Origin of the sequence: Mesorhizobium shangrilense (genome assembly GCF_028826155.1) — a bacterium.
Classification (GTDB): Bacteria; Pseudomonadota; Alphaproteobacteria; order Rhizobiales; family Rhizobiaceae; genus Arvimicrobium; species Arvimicrobium flavum.
In genome coordinates, this window is record NZ_JAQGPN010000001.1 from 3291960 (window position 1) to 3311499 (window position 19540).

Genomic DNA, 19540 nt, shown 5'->3' on the forward strand with positions numbered 1-19540 from the left:
GAAGTGGGCGACAAGATCTACGGCCAGAAGGTGCTGCCCTCGATGAAGCCGTACCGGGCAAGGAGTTCCTCATTCAGCCTCACGCCGAGGCCGAGAGCGGTCGGAGCGGCGATCTTGCCGTCCACGAGCTTGAACGGGGTCTCCGCCAGTTCATCGACAAGCGGCAGCCCGTGGGTCGGATATTCGAGATAGCGCGCGTGGGGGTCGGCGAAGGCGAGGCTGTAATTGGCCGCCAGGCACGGGGCCATGCCCCATGAGTGATAGATGACGCCGACGCCGTAGGCGCGGGCGAGCGCGGCAATGTCCATGCACTCCGTGATGCCGCCGGAATGGGTCGGATCCGGCTGCACCCAGTCGAGCGCGCCGCACTCGAAGTAGGGCAGGAACTCGTGCACGCCGACGGCCGTTTCACCAGCTGCGACAGGGACCGGCGAATTCTGGCGCACGAAGGCGCAGCCATCGTAGTCGCGATTGCCGACCGGATCCTCGAACCAGGCGATATCGAACTTCTCCAGCGCGTTAATATGCGCGAGGGCCTGCTTGGCCGAGAACGGGCGCGGATTATGTCCCATCACCGCATCGACCATGAGCTCTACGTCAGGCCCCAGCACGTCGCGGCAAAGACGTACCTTCTCGACATCCTCGGCAATGGATTGGCCGATTCGAATCTTGACGGCGCGAAAGCCGCGTTCGAGGTATCCTTCCATCTCGGCGATCAATTGATCGCGCGGAGCATCCATGCCGCCGCTGGCATAGGCCGTGATCGCATCATGCGCCTTGCCGCCAAGGAGTTCATACAGCGGCACGCCAAGCGCCTGCGCCTTGATGTCCCAAAGCGCGACCTCGATGGAGCCGGCGACCATGAGCGGCAGCCCCGCCTTGCCCCAGGCGAGCGATTTCGAGCGCAGCTTGTGGAAAAGTCCGGTTGCCTCGGTCGCATTCTCGCCGATAAGTAGTGGGGCGTAATTTTCAACAAGCGCGCGTGTCGCCAAGGGGGCGCTAAGGCCGGGATAGTATGCCTCGCCGAAGCCGCGCAGGCCGTCTGCCGTCGTCACTTCGACGAGCGCAGTGTTCCAGTAGCGCATGTTGCCGCCGGCCCACCTGATGGCGAGTTGACTGATATCCTGCGTCAGGAGATGGCAATGGACCTTCGTAATGGTGGTATCTGTCATGAGCATCCTCCGCAAAAGGGTGAGAGTGGCCGCATGGCCATGTTCAAGGGTTGATTGACGGTTCGAAGCGGGAGTTGAGGGTTTGGCGCAGCTGGAAAAGCCGACGGGGGAAAGACCGGTCACGATTAAGGACGTCGCCCGCGAGGCGGGCGTGTCGGCGATGACGGTTTCCAACGTTCTCAACGGGCGCGGCCGCGTTTCGGATTCCACTGCCGAGCGCATCCGCGCCGTAGTCGAGAGGCTGGGCTATCGACCGTCCGTCGTCGCCAGACGACTGCGCCTCTCGCAGCAATGGACAATCGGCATGCTGATCGTCGTCGAGGATCCCGACTTTCTCAGCGATCCCTTCATCACCGCGCAGGTCACCGGTCTGACGAACTATCTCACGGCGAACTCGTACAGCCTCATCCTGCGCGGCATAAAGCCGTCCGATTTCCGCACGACCGGCCTCTTCCAGGACATCGAGGCGGACGGGATGGTGGCGATCCTGTCCGGAGAGAAGGTCCAGCGAAACTGGTTCGTAAGCGAATTGGCGACGCTGCGCGTACCCTTCGTTCTCCTGCAGGAGCACCACGTCCCCGAAAACGCAGACTGCGCCATTATCCGCCAGGACGACGAGGATGGAGGGCGTCAAATCGCCCGCCATCTTCTGGCTACCGGCGCGCGCAAGTTCTGGATGCTCATGCCGCAGGCCGAATGGGCCGCGATGCGATCCCGCATGGAGGGCGTCGCCTCGGTGATCAGGGAAGCAGGCGCTCCCGACCTCGAAGTGATCCGCTGCGGCGACGAAAGCTATGATGTCACCTTCGACGCGACGCTGGCCGCGCTCGGTCAGCGCCCGCCGCCGGACGCCATCATCGGCGGCAACGACCAGATGGCAATTGCCGCGATGAAGGCCTGCATCGCCAGGGGCATGCGCGTCCCCGAGGACATCCAGGTCAGCGGCTTCAATGCCTTTGACATCTGGCGCTATGTCGACCCGGTGCTGACGACTGTGCGTTCTGCCGCGCACGCGCTCGGCGAGCGCGCGGCATCGGAGCTGATCGCCCGCCTTCAGGAAGGCAAATTCAGCAAGACCGAAATCGTCCTTCCCATCGAGTTCCAGCCCGGCCGCTCGACACGATCCCCCGTCTAGTCGCATCCACCCTCCCCGGTGCGTTTCGGATTCTCTGCGTTTGACAAGACCCGAGATTGATGTATCGTTAAACCAACTGGACAACAATACGGTTCTTTAGTCGCGCTGGGCATTCAGGAGGGGAAGCTTCGGTTCGATCCGTAGCTCCATGCCGCCGGAAAGCCTACCAAAGCTTGGGCCTGAGGCCGTCCGGCCATTCGTTTCGAAATGGAGCGCAGCGCATGATCGTCGATTGCCACGTCAACATCTTCAACGCCGACCAGTTTACACCGCCGCCCGTCGACCTGAGCGGCGGCGCGCGTCCGGGCGGCGTGCCCATGAAGGCCGACGCGGACACGCTCTATGAGGCGATGCGCGAGGTCGACAAGGCGATCATCTTTTCGCTGCGCTACAAGGATGCGGTCGGCATCGACGGCAATGACGAAGTGACTGCCGCGGCGGTCGCGAAGTATCCGGACAAGTTTGTCGGCTTCGCCTGCGTCGATCCGCGGCGGCCTGACTACATGGACCTCCTGGAGCACGCCATCGGAACGCTCAAACTGAAGGGCGTGAAGTTCGGGCCGATCTACAACAGCGTTCCTCTCGATGATCCGCGCCTCGATCCGGTCTACGCATACTGCCAGAAGAACGACATTCCGCTGACCATGCACATGGGCACCACATTCGCCCGCGACACGCTGCTGGACGCCGGTCGGCCGCTGCATGTCGATGCAGTGGCGCAGCGCTATCCCGACCTCAAGATGATCATGGCGCACATGGGCCACCCATGGATCGACGAATGCATCGTCGTGGCCCGCAAGCGGCCCAACGTCTACACCGAGGTTTCAGCCCTCTGCTATCGTCCCTGGCAGTTCTATCAGGCGCTGATCTCCGCCCAGGAATACCTCATCACCGACCGGAACAAGATCTTCTGGGGCACGGATTTTCCGTTCGCCCAGGTGCGCGAATCGATCGACGACCTGCGCAACATCAATCGCTTCACCGAGGGAACATCGCTTCCGCGCGTATCGAAGGAAACGATCGACGCCATCCTCTACTCCAACCCTTTCGAACACTGGTGGCACACGCCGCTGGCTGTCTGAACAACGCCACAACAGGCTTCAACCGATCAATGGGAGACTATCGGATGAGAAGATATCTTGAGTTCGCGACCGCAGCCGCAATGGCCGTCGGCCTCACCGTTTCGGCGGCATCGGCCAGCGAATGGCCGAACCGACCCGTCACGCTGATCGTAGCCGCCGGAGCTGGCGGCGGCACCGACGCGACCGCTCGCTGGCTGGCGGCGGACCTGGAGAAAAAGTTCGGCAAGCCGTTCAACGTCGTCAACCGCGCCGATGGCGGCGGCATCGCCGGCATCACGGAGCTCTCGAACGCTACGCCCGACGGCTACACGGTCGGCATTCTGTTCAACTACGCGCCGTACCGCTTCCTCGGGATGGGAAATTTGACGAGCGATTCCTACACCCCGATCGCCCAGTACAATTTCGACTACTCCGCCATTCACGTCAAAGCGGACAGCCCGTTCAAGTCGCTGGCAGACGTCATCGAAAAGCTCAAGGCAGATCCGCAGTCGGTCGCCATCGGCTGCGGCGCGACCTGCCCCAGCAGCTGGAGCAGCGCCTTGTCGAAGGTGCTCATCGACAACGGCATCGACATCAAGGTCCTGCGCTGGGTCCCGAGCGCCGGCGCCGCGGCCGGCCTGCAGGAACTCGTTGCCGGCGGCGTCGATGTGCTGACCGCATCGGTTCCGGAAGCCGCATCGATGCTCGATGCAGGCGAGGTGCGCTCGCTTGCCGTCCTCGCGCCCGAGCGACTGGCAGCCTTTCCGGATGTTGCGGCCGCCGGCGAACAGGTGAAGGACGCAGCTCCGGGCGGCGTCTTCCGCGCGCTTGCCGGCCCGCCCGGACTGCCCGTCGAGATCGTCGACAAGCTGGAGGCGGCAGTCGAGGAAATCTACAACAGCGAGTCCTTCCAGAAGAGCATGGGCGACCGAGGCTTCGGCCTTCAGTACCGTGACCGCGAAGGCCTGCTCGGCTGGATGAAGACCCACGAACAGGACACCGAAACGGTGCTTCGCGCGGCCGGCGCGGTCCAGTAGTCCGGACCCGCTTCGAGGCGTCGACAGCAACGAGAGAGGAGGTCTTGTGAAGGTATCCGACATCATACTGGGACCGATCATCGTCGCCATCGGCGTCATCGCGCTGATCGCCGCGTCGGTGCAGCCCAAGCCGATCTTCGGCGGGGGTTATGGAGGGGGATTCTTCCCCTCCATAATCGGGGTCGGCCTCCTCGGCGCCGGCTTGATCCTGAGCTGGAATGGCTGGCGCGAACGCGCCGGCGTGCCATTCGTCGCCTTCGACGGCTGGATCAGGTCTCCGAGGCATATCGCGAACGTCGCGGTCGTCATCGGAGCGCTGCTGTTCTACATCCTTGCCTCCAACTGGCTCGGCTTCATCATCGCGGGCTTCATCACGCTGTTCGCGACCCTCCTGCAGTTTACCCGGTCTCCCATGCGCTCGCTGGTTGTCGCGGCCATCACGACCCTGGCCGTCAAGGCGACGTTCCAGGACATGCTGCTGGTTCCGCTGCCATGGGGATTGCTCGAGCCCTATGCGGGAGTGCTGACATGGCGGTGATCTACGACGCCTTCCTCGCGCTGATGGCGCCCGAAGTCCTGATCGTCGTGGTGCTGTCGTCGGTCTTCGGGCTGTTCGTCGGCGCAATTCCGGGGCTGACCGCGACCATGGCGGTCGCGCTCCTGGTGCCCGTCACCTTCTTCATGGATCCGTTGCCGGCCATTGCCGCAATCGTCAGCGCCAGCGCCATGGCAATCTTCGCCGGCGACATCCCGTCCGTGCTGTTGCGCATACCGGGCACGCCCGCATCCGCCGCCTATACGGAAGCGGCCTATCGCATGACCTTGCGCGGTCAGGCCGAGCTCGTGTTGGGCGTCTGCGTCGTCACTTCCGCCGTAGGTGGTCTGGTCGGCGCGCTTTTCCTGATGTTCTTCGCGCCGGCAGTGGCCCGTTTCGCACTGAATATCAGCAGCTACGAATATTTCTGGCTCGTCTGCCTGGGCCTGACCTCGGCCGCGTTCATTTCGCCGGGCAGTGCGGTGAAGGGCATCATATCGCTTCTTCTCGGCTTGCTCATTGCGCTGATCGGCCTGTTCCCGGTCACCGGACAGCCGCGCTTCACATTCGGCAGCACAGCCCTCTATGGAGGGGTTGGACTTGTCGCGACGCTGATCGGCATGTTCGCCATCGCGGAGATCCTTCGCTTCGCGATGTCACGCGACCCATTGCCCAGCATGGCGAAGATGAAGATCGGCAACATCTTCAAAGGGCTCATGCCCGAACTCTGGCGATACCGCAAAGGCTTTGCCAACGGCATTGTCGTGGGGACCGCCACCGGACCATTGCCCGGCGCCGGCGCCGACATCGCGGCCTGGATCTCCTACGCGCTGTCACGGCGCTTCAGCCACAACCGCAAGGAGTTCGACGAGGGAAGTCTTGAGGGCATCGTCGCAGCGGGCGCGGCCAACAACGCCAGCGTTTCGTCGAGCTACGTTCCTGCGACCGTTCTCGGCATCCCCGGGGACTCGATGACGGCCATCGTCATCGGCGTCCTGTTCATGAAGGGCCTGACGCCCGGCCCGACGATCTTCCAGACGCAACCGACGCTGATCTACGGCATCTTCCTGTCGTTCATCCTCGCCAATCTGCTGATGATTCCGCTGGGTTACGGCGCCATCAAACTCTCCCGCTACATCCTCGATGTTCCGCGCGCATATCTGATGCCGATCATCATGATCTTCTGTGTGGTCGGCGCTTTCGCAATGGACAACACGCTGACGGCGGTCGTCACCATGCTCATATTCGGCGTCGTCGGATGGTTCATGGAGGAAAACGGCTTTCCCATCGCGCCCGCGCTTCTGGGCATCGTCCTCGGCCGGATGCTCGAGGAAACGTTCCTGACCTCGATGATCAAGGCGCAGGGCGATTTCCTGCAGTTCTTCTCGAGGCCCATCGCCGGCACGATCGGAGTGATCACCATACTGGTCTGGGTGTCGCCGATCCTGGTCATGCTGTGGAAGCGCACCAGCGGCCGGAAGGTGCTCGCTTAGCCTCTGCACCTGAACCTGCATTCGAATTGGATAACCGCCGGCGGCCGCGCCGGCGAGGAGGAGATTTGCATGACGAAACCTGCAGGCGAGAAGCCGGGTAGCCAGACACCCATGCGCAGTGGCGAGTGGTTCGCCCGCGAGGGAAAGTACGGTTTCATTCCACGCAGCTGGATGCGCAGCCAGGGCTTCGGGCCGGAACTGTTCGATGGCCGCCCCGTGATCGGCATCTGCAACACCTGGTCGGAGTTGACCCCTTGCAATGGGCACCTGCGCGATCTCGCGGAGTTCGTGAAGCGGGGCGTGCTCCTGGCCGGCGGCTACCCGCTGGAGTTTCCCGTCATGAGCCTTGGCGAGCCGTTGATGCGGCCGACCACGATGATGTTCCGCAATCTCGTCAGCATGGACGTCGAGGAGACCATTCGCGCCAACCCGATCGACGGGGTCGTGTTGCTTGCCGGCTGCGACAAGACCACGCCGGCGTTGCTCATGGGCGCGGCGAGCTGCGACATCCCCTCAGTGCTCGTGTCCGGCGGACCGATGCTGAACGGACGTTTTCGAGGCCGTGAACTTGGCTCCGGCACCGACGTCTTCCGCTTCGACGAGGATTACCGGACCGGCCGCCTGAGCCGCGAGGAATATGCGGAGGCCGAAGCGGCGATGAGCCGCTCGGCGGGTTCCTGCATGACCATGGGAACCGCGTCCACCATGGCCTCGCTTTCCGAGGCGATGGGTATCGCCCTTCCCATGAACGGCTCGATTCCGGCAGTCGACAGCCGGCGGAGCCGCCTTGCCGAGGAGGCTGGCGGCCACATCGTCAGCCTGGTGCGCAGCGGCACGACCATCTCGCGCATCCTCACGCGAGCAGCCTTCGAGAATGCTATCGTCGTCAACGGCGCCATCGGTGGATCGACGAACGCGGTGGTGCATCTGCTTGCGCTGGCGGGCCGTCTCGGGGTGCCGCTCACGCTCGACGATTGGGACAGGCTCGGCGCGGACGTGCCATGCCTTGTCGACCTCAAACCTTCCGGCCGCTTCCTGATGGAGGATTTCTACTACGCCGGCGGCCTGGCCGCGCTGATGAAGCGCATCGAAGACCGGTTGGACCTCTCCGCGCGCACGGTAGAAGGCGCTGCGATCGGGGACAGGCTCAAGCGCGCCGATTGCTATGACGACGCCGTGATCCGGCGTCGCGACGATCCCGTCACCGAACTGGGCGGGATTGTCGTTCTGCGCGGCAACCTCGCGCCTGAAGGCGCGGTGCTCAAACCATCGGCGGCTTCGCCACGCCTGATGAGTCATCGCGGCAAGGCGCTCGTCTTCGACAACGCCGACGACTATCGCGCGCGCATCGATGATCCGGACCTGGAGGTCGACGCGGACACCGTGCTGGTGCTGCTGAACGCCGGCCCCGTCGGTTATCCGGGCATGCCGGAGGTGGGCAACCTGACACTCCCAGCCAAGCTGCTCGCACAGGGCGTGACCGACATGGTGCGCATTTCGGATGGGCGGATGAGCGGCACCGCATACGGAACGGTGGTGCTGCACGTATCGCCGGAATCCGCCATCGGCGGCCCTCTGGCCCTCGTGCGCACCGGGGACGAGATCGTTCTGGACGTCGCATCGCGCAGCCTGGAGCTCAAGGTTGACGAAGCCGAGTTGCAGCGACGCCACGCAGAGCTGGTGCTGCCCCCGCCGTATTTCGAAAGGGGCTACGGCCACATGTTCATCAACTCGGTCCAGCAAGCCCATCAGGGCGTGGACTTCGACTTCCTCGTCGGCGCGACGCGCATTCAGCCGAGCAAGGTATCGTTCTGAACCGGCCCACCATCCATAGCCTTCTTCACGCAATTGCGAACGGGAGAACCAAACGCGCGACAACTAACTTTCGGCTTTCTGAACGCATTCATTAAAATTTAAACAGTTGCGGAACACAACTGGAACAGATAGTGATTGTTCTGGTTTTGTTTTGATGCGATTCACAGGGGCCGCGAAATGCTGACGCGCAAGCAACTTGAACTTCTGGTGTTCATCAACCAGCGCCTCCGGGAAGCCGGCGTCCCTCCCTCGTTCGACGAGATGAAGGAGGCGCTGGACCTCGCATCGAAATCCGGAATCCACCGCCTGATCACGGCGCTCGAGGAGCGCGGCTTCATCCGCCGTCTGCCTAACCGGGCGCGCGCGCTCGAAGTGATCAAGCTGCCCGAGGCCATGGCTCCCGGATTGGGCCAGCCCCGAAAATTCTCTCCGAGCGTCATCGAGGGCAGCCTTGGCCGCAAGACGGAACCACCCAAGCGGCCGATCGCCGGCAATGACGACGAATCCTCCGCCGTCTCGATCCCCGTAATGGGGCGCATCGCGGCGGGTGTGCCGATCGACGCCATCCAGCACAAGACGCATTCCATCGCCGTGCCCCCGGAAATGCTCTCCGGCGGCGAGCACTATGCGCTGGAGGTCAAGGGCGATTCGATGATCGAGGCCGGCATTCTGGACGGCGATACGGTGATCATCAAGAATGCCAGCAACGCCAATCCGGGCGAAATCGTCGTGGCCCTGGTCGATGATGAGGAGGCGACCCTGAAGCGGTTTCGTCGCAAGGGCGCATCGATCGCGCTGGAGGCCGCCAATCCGGCCTACGAGACACGCATCTTCGGGCCGGATCGGGTGAAGGTGCAGGGCAAGCTGGTCGGACTGATCAGAAAATACTGAGCGAGGCGACGCATGTGTCGGCGCTTGCGCCCGCGTGCGCGAGGCTCTTGGTTGCGCGCACGCGCGGATTGCTCTTCATTTCCCAGACCGTTAGGGTTGTTTTCCGGGAACCTTGCGGGCTGAGTTGGGCGCTGGCGCGTATCGCAATGCGAGCCCCCTCCTCCTGATCAGTGCACTTCGCAGCCCTAGGCGCTGCGCCTTTGCTACACTCGCCGACGCTCCTGGACCAACCGCCGCCCAAATGGCTCCCTCGCGCCGGGCTTGTATCAGGCATTTCCCTGCACCTGAGATGCGAGCCTGCTGGACTTGGCGTTCGCTAGCCTGCTGCGGGCTTGCGCTTTGCCTTCGCGGGGTCCGGCTTCCAGGGCGGAAGTCCTCTCGCCTCGCGTGAAAATTGTCGGTGGACGTGCCAGGGGCGATAGGGCTCGAAAGTCGCGAAGGTGGCGCGATAGGCGTGTTGCCCTGATCTTTGCGACTCAACCACGGGCAGCGCCTGCGAGCCTGGCGCGACATGCGGATTGGCGGCATTGGCGCTGACAGCATCGTCGCTGGGAGCAGCATAGCTCCGGCGCGAGGGGAGTGTTTCGCGGAAGATCATCGCGCTGCCCCAACGTGCAAGCTCGCGACGCGTAATGACAAGGCCAGCCGTCGCCGGGCAAATGTCGACCACGGTCGGATCGTCGAAGATCAGCACCGCCGCATCGCCGCAGGCCGCGCGTGCTATCGACAGGTCGGACGTCGTGACAACGAGGTCGCCGTCGAGTCGCGCCACGCAGGTCGATCTGGTGCAGGTGAAGCGCGCAACATCGTCTGCGCCGGCCGCAGGCATGGCGGACGCCTCTCCGTCGGCCGCCTGATCGACCAGAATCGGCTTGCTCACGCCGCTTGCCGCCATCGCCGACTCCCAGTTCCGGAGCGTGAAATCGTTCGGACCTGAGCGGTTGAGCGCGATGCGTCCGTCCTCCGTCAGCAACGCCGCCAGCCGCCCGTCTTCCGAGACGATCAGCCGGGGCGTCGGAGGAAGGAAGCACAGGACCAGCCCGCCGGCGATGAAAGGGACGGCCAGCAGCCGAAGCCAGGTGGTCAACAGCGTGGCGAGGACCAGCGCGATAGTGAGCGCGATGATGGCGGATGGAGCAATCATCCCGATCACGTCGATCGGTGAGCGGTCCGAAAACCACCGCGCGATGGCGACCATCATCCGCAGGCCCTGCCCCATCACGCCGAATGGCAGGTCATCAAGGCCGAACGGCATGGCAACGACGCCGAGTACTGCGAACGGCATGACCAGAACCGAAACGACCGGCATCGCCGCGAGGTTGGCGGCGAGACCCAGCGGCGACACCCGCTGGAAATGGTAGGCGCCGTAGATCGTCGTCGCAACGCCGGCCAGCAGCGACGTCGCAGCCAGACCCAGGACATAGAGCACAACGAGGCGGATTGCCCGCAGCAGAAGATGAGAGCTGCGCGCATGCGGACCTTGCGGCCGCCGCCTCGACCAGGCCGCATAGGCTCCGATCAGTGCTGCGGTCGCGGCAAACGACATCTGGAAGCTCGGGCCCACCACCTCATGCGGCGACACGACGATGACGACGATTGCGGCCAGCGCAAGATTTCGCATTGTGAGCGCAGCATGGTCGAAGAGCAGCGCGATCAGCATGATGGCGATCATGATGAAGCTGCGTTGCGCCGCGACCTGGTAGCCGGAGATGAAGAGGTACACCGCCAAGACGGCCAGCGCGACCGCGCCGGCATATTTGCGGACGGGACGACGCGCTGAAAAATTCTGGAAGCAAGCAAAGAACGCGCGCATTGCGCCCATGATCGTGGCCGCGACCAGCGCCATGTGCAGTCCCGATATCGACAGCACATGAGCGAGGCCGGTCCGGCGCAGGGCCTCGTTGACATCCTCAGGAATGCCTGCGCGCACGCCCGCGATGAGTGCGGCGGCGATTTCGCCCTCTGCGCCACCGATCGTGTCCCGGATGCGGGCCGCCAGTGTGTCACGGGTATTTTCCACGACCGCACCGAGACGCTCCGAAGGCGTCGGCGGATCGGATGTGGCGATCAGTGTCGGCTCCATCAGGAAGAAGCCGGTTGCGCCGACGCCGTCGAAGTAGCTTTCGAAGGCGAAATCGTAGGCGCCGGGCCGCACTGGGCCGCGCGTAGGCAGCAGCCTGACGACCCCTTCCAGCACGTCGCCCGCCTCTGTCCCTGCTGGAATGGCGCGCGCCGAGACACGCACCCGCTCCGGCGCATGGCGAAGGCTCGGGCGTTCTGTCGCGATGACGTCAAGCGTCAGGCGCACCCGGCCGCTGGCAAGATGGTCCGTCGCGACGATCCGCCCGGTCAGGCGGGTGGTGATCTCGCCTCCCAACATCTTGGTGCCGGCGCGGATGGTCTCGACCTTGGCGAAGAGTGCGCCCAGCGAGATGCATAAAAGCGCGGCGGCAATCAGTTGCGCCAACGCCGAGCGTCTTGCCGCGAATGCGGTCACTGCAAGAGCGCCGGATGCGCCGAATAGCGCCCAGAGAGAGGGCTCGGCTCGGGCAACGAAATAGGCGAACGCCCCGATCGCAAGAAAGACAGGAACGAAGGTGAACGGTGTGCCGCGCTCCATTTCCACGGCAACGGCCCGTGCGATGCCTTTGTGCAGTCTTGCAAGCCGCTGGTGCGGCGCCAGCGCCGAAACGGTCGCGTCGAAGGCGCTCAGCGTACCCGCGACGCCCCCTGCGGCCGGCGGGTCGCCCCCGTCCCCGGGCGGGCGAAAGGGATCCGTCGCCAGACGATAGGCGGCGTCCGGCGACGGAGCGAAGAATCGGTCTTCCTCTGCGTCTATGGAGGACGAACCCACCGTTCGCCGGTTCCCCAACCCTTGCACCCCCGGGAGCCTATGCTACATGGACGCCATCAGCGCGCCACTGGCGCGAAACCGTACCTTGCCGCGCGTATTGCCGGCCGCTCGAGAAGCCCCATGACCGACACAATCGTTACCCGATTTGCGCCCTCACCGACCGGCTACTTGCACATCGGCGGCGCGCGCACCGCACTCTTCAACTGGCTCTACGCCCGCCACACTGGCGGCAAGATGCTCCTGCGGATCGAAGATACCGACCGCGAGCGTTCGACGGACGCTGCAACTGCCGCGATACTCGACGGGCTGACCTGGCTCGGCCTGCACTGGGAAGGCGAGCCGATTTCCCAATTCGGGCGCGCCGAGCGGCATCGGGACGTCGGCGAGGAACTGGTGCGCCTTGGCAAAGCCTATTACTGCTACGCATCGCAGGCCGAACTCGAGGAGATGCGCGAGAAGGCGCGCGCCGAGGGTCGTCCCCCGCGCTATGACGGGCGCTGGCGTGACCGCGATCCTTCCGAGGCGCCCGCGGGCGTGAAGCCGGTCATCCGAATCAAGGCTCCGCGCGAGGGCGAGACGATCGTGCGCGACCGTGTGCAGGGCGACGTGCGGTTCCCAAACAAGGATCTCGACGATTTCATCATCCTGCGCTCGGATGGAACGCCGACCTACATGCACGCGGTCGTGGTCGACGACCATGACATGGGCGTCACGCACATTATCCGGGGCGACGATCACCTGACCAACGCGGCGCGCCAGACGGTCATCTACGACGCCATGGGCTGGGAGGTGCCGGTGATGGCGCATATCCCGCTGATCCATGGAGCTGATGGCGCCAAGCTGTCGAAGCGCCATGGCGCGCTGGGCGTCGAGGCGTATCGCGCCATGGGCTACCTGCCGGCGGCACTGCGAAATTATCTTGTGCGGCTGGGCTGGAGCCATGGCGACGACGAGGTCATGAGCCTCGACGACATGATCCGCTGGTTCGATGTGGATGACATCAACAAGGGCGCGGCGCGCTTCGACTTCCAGAAGCTGGAGGCGCTGAACGGCCTCTACATGCGCAAGATGGATGACGCCGAGTTGCTGGACGCCTTCATCGTCACCCTGCCCTATCTTCCCGGCGGTGACGAGATATTGAAGCGGCTGACGGACGACCGCAAGGCGCAGTTGCTTGCCGCCATGCCAGGTCTCAAGGAGCGCGCAAAGACGCTTGTTGAACTCGCCGACGGCGCGGGATTCCTCTTCGCCGAGCGCCCGCTGCCAATGGACGAAAAGGCAGCCGCGTTGCTCGATGCCAACGGACGCTCTGTGCTCGCCGGCGCCCATGCGGCGCTGGAGGGGACGCAGGAGCCCTGGAGCGCGGCCTCGACCGAGGCTGCCGTCAGGGCTTTCGCGACCGAAAAGGGCCTCAAGCTCGGTGCGGTGGCGCAGCCGCTGCGCGCCGCTCTGACCGGCAAGGCGACGTCACCGGGGGTGTTCGACGTGCTTGCCGTGCTTGGCCGAGATGAAAGTCTTGGCCGAATTCGGGACAAAATCGATTAGGTCAGCCTCACTGCCCCAAAACCGTATTGAGTCCCGACTTTTGCGATGCAACATTGCTGTCACGGGCGAGCTTGGCACGTGTGCTGAAATACGTTAGCACAAGCCGCCTTCCATCATACTGTCCCCTGCGCCGGCGGGCCGTCCGTCCCTCGGCGACGGGGATTTTTCAAGGAGCCTTCCATGACCAATTCTTCGGCGAAACTCGAACTTGGCGGCAAGACCCTTGATCTCAAGATACGAAAAGGCTCGGTAGGACCGGATGTGATCGACATCGCCCCGCTCTACAAGGAAACGGGCGCATTCACCTACGACCCCGGTTTTACCTCGACCGCATCCTGCGAGTCCGAAATTACCTTCATCGACGGCGATGCGGGCGTGCTGCTGCACCGCGGCTATCCGATCGACCAGCTCGCCGAGCACGGCGATTTCCTCGAAGTCTGCTACCTCCTGCTCTACGGCGAACTGCCGACCAAGGCCCAGAAGGAGGACTTTGACTACCGCGTCACGCGCCACACAATGGTGCATGAGCAGATGTCGCGCTTCTTCACCGGTTTCCGCCGCGACGCGCATCCGATGGCCGTGATGTGCGGAGTGGTCGGCGCGCTGTCGGCTTTCTACCACGACTCCACGGACATCTCCGATCCCTACCAGCGCATGGTGGCGTCCATGCGCCTGGTCGCCAAGATGCCGACGATCGCGGCGATGGCCTACAAGTACCACATCGGCCAGCCCTTCGTTTATCCGAAGAACGAGCTCGGCTACGCCGCCAACTTCCTGCATATGTGCTTCGCGGTTCCGTGCGAGGAGTACAAGGTGAACCCGGTTCTCGCCCGGGCGATGGAGCGCATCTTCATTCTGCACGCAGATCACGAGCAGAACGCCTCGACCTCGACCGTGCGTCTGGCCGGCTCGTCGGGCGCCAACCCGTTCGCCTGCATCGCAGCCGGCATTGCCTGCCTGTGGGGTCCGGCGCATGGCGGGGCCAACGAAGCGGCGCTGAACATGCTGGCCGAGATCGGCTCGGTCGACAACATTCCGGAGTACATCGCCCGCGCCAAGGACAAGAACGACCCGTTCCGCCTCATGGGCTTCGGCCACCGCGTCTACAAGAACTACGATCCGCGCGCCAAGATAATGCACAAGACCACGCATGAGGTTCTGGGCGAGCTGGGCATCAAGGACGACCCACTTCTGGACGTCGCCATGGAACTCGAGAAGATCGCCCTCACGGACGAGTACTTCATCGAGAAGAAGCTTTACCCGAACATCGACTTCTATTCGGGCATCACGCTGAAGGCGCTGGGCTTCCCCACGACCATGTTCACCGTGCTGTTCGCCGTCGCGCGCACCGTCGGCTGGATCGCACAGTGGAAGGAAATGATCGAGGATCCGCACCAGAAGATCGGCCGTCCGCGCCAGCTCTACACCGGCGCGCCGGAGCGCGACTACGTTCCGATCGCCAAGCGGTAAGCCGCCGGCGCTAGATCGAAGATCCGGGGAAAGAAGGCGCGAGGTTCGCGCCTTTTTCTTTTCTTGCGGAGCCTACCGGCCTCTCCGCGCCTCGATCAGCTGCCTGACCACCCCGGCCGCGATCTCGCCGGCCGGCCGATCGACAGCCATGCGACGGGCCACTTCGGCAAAGCCCTCTTTCTGCCAGGCGCGCAGAGATGTGTCGCAGAACAGCGCCTCCATGTGCCTGACGATCGTCTCGGATCGGATATAGCGGTCGTACACTTCCGTCACGATGGGGCGGTCGGCGATGATGTTTGGAAGCAGGGCGGACCACGTCGTCAGCATCCTCACGGCAAGCTTGGCAATCGGGTCGAGCGTGTAGCAGGAGTACATGGGCACGCCCGCCAGCGCCAGTTCGAGCGACACTGTGCCCGACGCGATCATGGCGGCGTCGGCCTCGCCGAAGGCCTTCCATTTGCGCTCGGGTTCGACCGTGATCTCCGGCTTGACGTCCCAGTCTGTCGTGGCGTTGGCGACAAGTTGCGCAACATGCGGAACCGTCGGCATCAGCACCTTCAGCCGATGGCCGCGGCGCTGCAGGGACGACACCGCCTCGCCGAAGACGTCGATCAGGCCCGAGACTTCCCCGCGGCGCGAACCTGGCAGCACAAGCAGCTTCTTCTCACGCCCAGGCGAAAGGTCGGCCTTTTCCGCTTGCCTCTGCGCAGCGCGCAAAAGACTGGGATCGTGTGTCAGCCGGTGACCGACATAGGTGCCGGGCGGCCCGCCAAGACGCGCAAGCGCCTCGACCTCGAACGGCAGAATGCAGAGGATGTGGTCGACATGACCGCGCATTGCAGGCGCACGCTTGGGACGCCACGCCCACACGCTCGGGCAGACATAGTGGATGATCGGGATATCGGGGGCCGCCGCCCTCACCTTCCTGGCGACGCGCAGCGAGAACTCGGGACTGTCGATCGTGATCAGACAATCCGGTTTCGCCGCCACGATCTCACGCGCCGTCTGCGAGATACGGCGCATCAGCCGCGGCAGATCGCGCACGATGGCGCCGATGCCCATCAGGGCGATCTCGCCTGCATCGAACAGGCTGGTCAATCCGAGGTCCTGAAGGTGGCGTCCGCCGACGCCGACCAGCTCAAGCCCGGAGCTTTCGGCCCGCAGCGCCCGCACGATATCGGCGCCCAGCAGATCGCCAGACTCCTCGCCCGACACGATCGCTATCTTGAGCGCGCGGCTGATCATGGTTCGCGATCCGACTTCAATCCGACGACGAACAGTCCCAGCGCGTCGGCCCTCTCGATGACCTTCGCCCAATCCAGGATGAGCGAACGCCCGGCCTCCACACCGATTCCCGCAAGCCCGGCGGCATGGGCGCCGTCAACGGTCGCCGGACCGATGGCCGGCAGGTCCGCCCTCACCTCCTGATCGGGCTTGGCGCACTTGACGATGACGCCGCGCTTCAGCTTTGCGATGCGGCCGTGGGTGCGCAGCTCCCGGGCGCGCTCCAGCAGGCCGTCGGTGCCCTCTATGCCCTCCAGGGCAATGACGCGCCCATTGACCGATATCGCGGCCTGCCCGATGTCGAGGGCGCCTATCGCCAGGGCCGCCTCGCGCGCTGCCTCAAGGTCGCGCCAGTCGTCCGGCAATGGCTGAACCGCGGTCAGCGAACCTTCCAAGGCAAGCAGGTCCGGGACAATCTCGTGGGCGCCGACCACCTTCATGCCGGCCGCCTCGATGTGCTCGATGAGCAACCTCAGCATGCCATCGTCGCCGCGCTTCAGGGCTCTGGAGAGCCGCGGAAGCGCGGCCAGCAGGCCGAGATTGAGCTTGTAGGAACCCAATGAAGGACGTCGGTCGATGCTGCCGGCGAGCACCACATGGGTAACCTTGCGGCGCTTCAGCAGGCCACGGAGCGCGCCAGCGTCCTCCAGACTCATCGTCCTGTGCTCGAAACGGTCGAGACGGGAATCCGCGTCGGTTTCACCCTCGATAAGGACCACGAAAGGATCGTGTCCCAGCGCCCTAAGGCCTTCCGCGACATTGACCGGAAGCCGGCCGCCGCCGGCAACGACCGCGACCTTGTCCGGCGCAGACAGACGAACGGTTGCCCGCCGCTCAGACGTCTTCGACATCGGCGCCGGCGTCGCGGCCCTTGCCACGGGGCGGCACGACGAAATGCCTCTTGCCGCGCGCTGTGATGAAGTCGACGATCTTCAGCACTGTCGGTGAACCGGAGAACTCGGTCCGCACCCGTTCCACGTTCTCGCTGACGGGGCGCGCCTCGTCGAAGAGCGCACGATAAGCCGCCCGCAGGGTGTATATCTCCTGGCGCGGAATGCCGGCGCGCTTCATGCCGATGATGTTGAAGCCGCGCAGGCTGGCCTTGTTTCCTTCCGCCATTCCAAACGGGATGACATCCCCGGCCACGCCGCAGGCCCCACCAACGAAGGCATTGTCGCCGATCCGCACGAACTGATGAACGGCAGTCAGCCCGCCGATGATGACGTTGTTGCCGACTTCCACGTGACCACCCAGCGTCGCCAGGTTGGCGAAGGTGACGTTGTCGCCGACGATGCAGTCATGAGCAATGTGCGTGTAGGCCAGAAAGTTGCCATTCTCGCCGACCCTCGTCTCGCCGCGGCTGGTGTCGGTGCCCGTGTGCATCGTCACGCCCTCGCGAATGGTCGTGTTGCGGCCGACGATCAGCGTGGTACGGCCGCCCTTGTGTTTGGCGTTCTGGGGCGGTGCGCCAAGCACGGCCTGCGGAAACACCTTGCAGCCCGAACCGAGCGTTGTAGCGCCCATTATCGTCACGTTGTTCATGAGCTCGACGCCGTCGCCGATCTCCGCGTCCGGGCCGATGCAGCAGAACGCGCCCACGCGCACGCCAACGCCCAGCTGAGCACCGGGTTCAACAAGTGCTGTGGGGTGGATAAACGTCTCGGCGGTCATTCGGGCTCCTGGTCGGACGTCTTCGGCGTCATCAATGCGGAAATCTCCGCTTCGGCGACCTTGCTTCCAGCCACGATTCCCTCGCACTGGAAGCGCCAGATGTTTCCGCGCTTCTTGAGTTTCTTCACATGGAGTTCCAGCCTGTCGCCCGGAATCACGGGCTTGCGGAACTTGGCGTTGTCGATGGTCATGAAATAGACGAGGGACGGTTTGTCCCCGCCCATTGAAAGCAGGCAGATCGCCCCAGCCGTCTGGGCCATGGCCTCCACGATGAGCACGCCCGGCATCACCGGCGCGTCCGGGAAGTGACCCTGGAAATGCGGTTCGTTGATCGTGACGTTCTTGATCCCGATGGCTGAATTGTCCTGGTCGATCTCGACGATCCGATCGACCAGCAGGAAAGGATAGCGATGCGGCAACAGACGAAGCAGCCGCATGATGTCGACTGCTTCCAACGCGGACTGTTCGGCCTCAGCCATCTGATGTTCCTGCCTTGCCCTTAGACTTCGCCAATGCACGCAAAACCGCGATCTCGCGGAAATGCGCCTTTACCGGCTGCGCGGGATAACCCGCCCAGCGCGATCCTTCCGGAGCGTCCTTGATAACGCCCGAGCCGCCGGCGATCTGGGATCGCGCGCCGATGGTGACGTGATCAGCAATGCCGACGCTGCCGCCCAGCATCACGAAATCCCCCAGTGTCACCGACCCGGAGATGCCGCAGTGTCCGGCGATGATGCAACCCCGACCGATGCGGCAGTTGTGGCCGATCTGAACGAGATTGTCGATCTTCGTCCCCTCGCCGATCACCGTATCCGCGAGCGCGCCACGGTCGATGGTCGAATTGGCGCCGATCTCGACGTTGTCCTGGATAACGACGCGGCCGAGCTGCGGCATTTTCTCAGGACCTTGCGGGCCCGGCACGTAGCCGAACCCATCCTGGCCGATCCGGACGCCCCCATGGACGATGACCCCGTTGCCGACAAGCGCATACTGAATAGACGCTCCCGGCCCGACAAACCCGTCACGCCCGATCTGGCAGTTGCGACCGATCACGGCATTCGGTCCGATCACTGTGCCGCTGCCGACGCCGGCGCCAGGACCGATCACCGCGCCCGCCTCGATAATCGCGCCATCCTCGATATGCGCTGACGGATCCACATGGGCGCGGCGCGAGATCCCGGTCTCGCCGGTGATCGCCGCGGGAACGGCGGCCTGGGGAAACAGCAACCGACCGACCTGCGCAAACGCACGGTGGGCGTGTTTCGTCACCAGCACGGCGACGCCCGGCGGCACCGCCGAGGCGAGTTCCTCCGGACACAGGATGGCCGCGGCGCCAATGGCCGCAACGTCGGCCGGACGGCGGCGCGAATCGGCGAAGACGAGGTCACCCTGTCCGGCGTCGGACAGGGATGCCACGCCGTCGATCTCGACATGCCCGTGCTGGGGCGTCGCCAAAACGGCGCTTGTCAGCATCGCAATCTCCGCGACGGAGAAACGACGCGCGGGAGCGAAGAAAACCGGTTCTGTCATGACAACCTGCCTTCCGGGCCAGAGGCCCGGAAGCCGTGCAATCGCGT

The 19540-nt window shown here is 64.2% G+C and carries 16 protein-coding genes; 9 read left to right on the forward strand and 7 right to left on the reverse strand.

The window, feature by feature from the left end:
* Nucleotides 1-17 precede the first annotated feature (17 nt).
* A complete protein-coding gene (locus tag PD284_RS15860) occupies nt 18-1172 on the reverse strand; it encodes a mandelate racemase/muconate lactonizing enzyme family protein (protein ID WP_274629140.1) in 1155 nt (384 codons plus the stop codon).
* An 82-nt stretch (nt 1173-1254) separates the two neighbouring features.
* Between PD284_RS15860 and PD284_RS15865 the strand changes: the two genes are divergently transcribed.
* The 7 genes from PD284_RS15865 (at nt 1255) to lexA (ending at nt 9139) form a co-directional block, all read left to right on the forward strand.
* Nucleotides 1255-2307, forward strand: a complete 1053-nt coding sequence (locus tag PD284_RS15865; protein ID WP_274629141.1) for a LacI family DNA-binding transcriptional regulator — start codon at nt 1255-1257, stop codon at nt 2305-2307.
* 221 nt (nt 2308-2528) lie between these two features.
* Entirely contained in the window at nt 2529-3389 is an 861-nt protein-coding gene (locus PD284_RS15870; protein ID WP_274629142.1) for an amidohydrolase family protein, read from the forward strand.
* A 44-nt stretch (nt 3390-3433) separates the two neighbouring features.
* On the forward strand, nt 3434-4405 hold the full coding sequence (locus PD284_RS15875) for a Bug family tripartite tricarboxylate transporter substrate binding protein (protein ID WP_274629143.1): 972 nt from the start codon (nt 3434-3436) through the stop codon (nt 4403-4405).
* A gap of 46 nt (nt 4406-4451) precedes the next feature.
* Nucleotides 4452-4943, forward strand: a complete 492-nt coding sequence (locus tag PD284_RS15880; protein ID WP_274629144.1) for a tripartite tricarboxylate transporter TctB family protein — start codon at nt 4452-4454, stop codon at nt 4941-4943.
* The gene (locus tag PD284_RS15885; RefSeq protein WP_274629145.1) at nt 4934-6433 is read left to right on the forward strand and encodes a tripartite tricarboxylate transporter permease; all 1500 of its coding nucleotides are present in this window, start codon (nt 4934-4936) and stop codon (nt 6431-6433) included. The genes PD284_RS15880 and PD284_RS15885 overlap by 10 nt, the downstream gene beginning before the upstream one ends.
* A gap of 69 nt (nt 6434-6502) precedes the next feature.
* Nucleotides 6503-8248, forward strand: a complete 1746-nt coding sequence (locus tag PD284_RS15890; RefSeq protein WP_274629146.1) for an IlvD/Edd family dehydratase — start codon at nt 6503-6505, stop codon at nt 8246-8248.
* A gap of 177 nt (nt 8249-8425) precedes the next feature.
* The gene (gene lexA / locus PD284_RS15895) at nt 8426-9139 is read left to right on the forward strand and encodes a transcriptional repressor LexA (protein ID WP_274629147.1); all 714 of its coding nucleotides are present in this window, start codon (nt 8426-8428) and stop codon (nt 9137-9139) included.
* A gap of 316 nt (nt 9140-9455) precedes the next feature.
* Here the strand turns inward: lexA and PD284_RS15900 are convergent, their stop codons facing one another.
* The gene (locus PD284_RS15900; RefSeq protein ID WP_274629148.1) at nt 9456-11993 is read right to left on the reverse strand and encodes a ComEC/Rec2 family competence protein; all 2538 of its coding nucleotides are present in this window, start codon (nt 11991-11993) and stop codon (nt 9456-9458) included.
* Between the two features lie 120 nt (nt 11994-12113).
* Between PD284_RS15900 and gltX the strand changes: the two genes are divergently transcribed.
* Nucleotides 12114-13538: a glutamate--tRNA ligase gene (gene gltX, locus PD284_RS15905; RefSeq protein ID WP_274629149.1), complete on the forward strand. Its 1425-nt coding sequence runs from the start codon at nt 12114-12116 to the stop codon at nt 13536-13538.
* A 180-nt stretch (nt 13539-13718) separates the two neighbouring features.
* On the forward strand, nt 13719-15008 hold the full coding sequence (gltA, locus tag PD284_RS15910; RefSeq protein ID WP_274629150.1) for a citrate synthase: 1290 nt from the start codon (nt 13719-13721) through the stop codon (nt 15006-15008).
* Between the two features lie 72 nt (nt 15009-15080).
* On the opposite strand, the gene lpxB is transcribed toward gltA, so the two are convergent.
* The 5 genes from lpxB to lpxD are packed head-to-tail and all read right to left on the reverse strand — an operon-like array spanning nt 15081 to nt 19493.
* Nucleotides 15081-16253 (reverse strand): lipid-A-disaccharide synthase, encoded by a 1173-nt coding sequence (gene lpxB, locus PD284_RS15915; RefSeq protein ID WP_274629151.1) that lies wholly within the window; start codon nt 16251-16253, stop codon nt 15081-15083.
* Nucleotides 16250-17143, reverse strand: a complete 894-nt coding sequence (locus tag PD284_RS15920; RefSeq protein WP_274629152.1) for an LpxI family protein — start codon at nt 17141-17143, stop codon at nt 16250-16252. Before PD284_RS15920 ends, lpxB begins: the two co-directional genes overlap by 4 nt.
* Nucleotides 17127-17963, reverse strand: coding sequence for an acyl-ACP--UDP-N-acetylglucosamine O-acyltransferase (gene lpxA / locus PD284_RS15925; protein WP_274629153.1), 837 nt, complete (start codon nt 17961-17963; stop codon nt 17127-17129). The genes PD284_RS15920 and lpxA overlap by 17 nt, the downstream gene beginning before the upstream one ends.
* A complete protein-coding gene (fabZ, locus tag PD284_RS15930) occupies nt 17960-18442 on the reverse strand; it encodes a 3-hydroxyacyl-ACP dehydratase FabZ (RefSeq protein ID WP_274629154.1) in 483 nt (160 codons plus the stop codon). Before fabZ ends, lpxA begins: the two co-directional genes overlap by 4 nt.
* Entirely contained in the window at nt 18435-19493 is a 1059-nt protein-coding gene (gene lpxD, locus PD284_RS15935; protein ID WP_274629155.1) for a UDP-3-O-(3-hydroxymyristoyl)glucosamine N-acyltransferase, read from the reverse strand. The genes fabZ and lpxD overlap by 8 nt, the downstream gene beginning before the upstream one ends.
* Nucleotides 19494-19540: the final 47 nt, after the last annotated feature.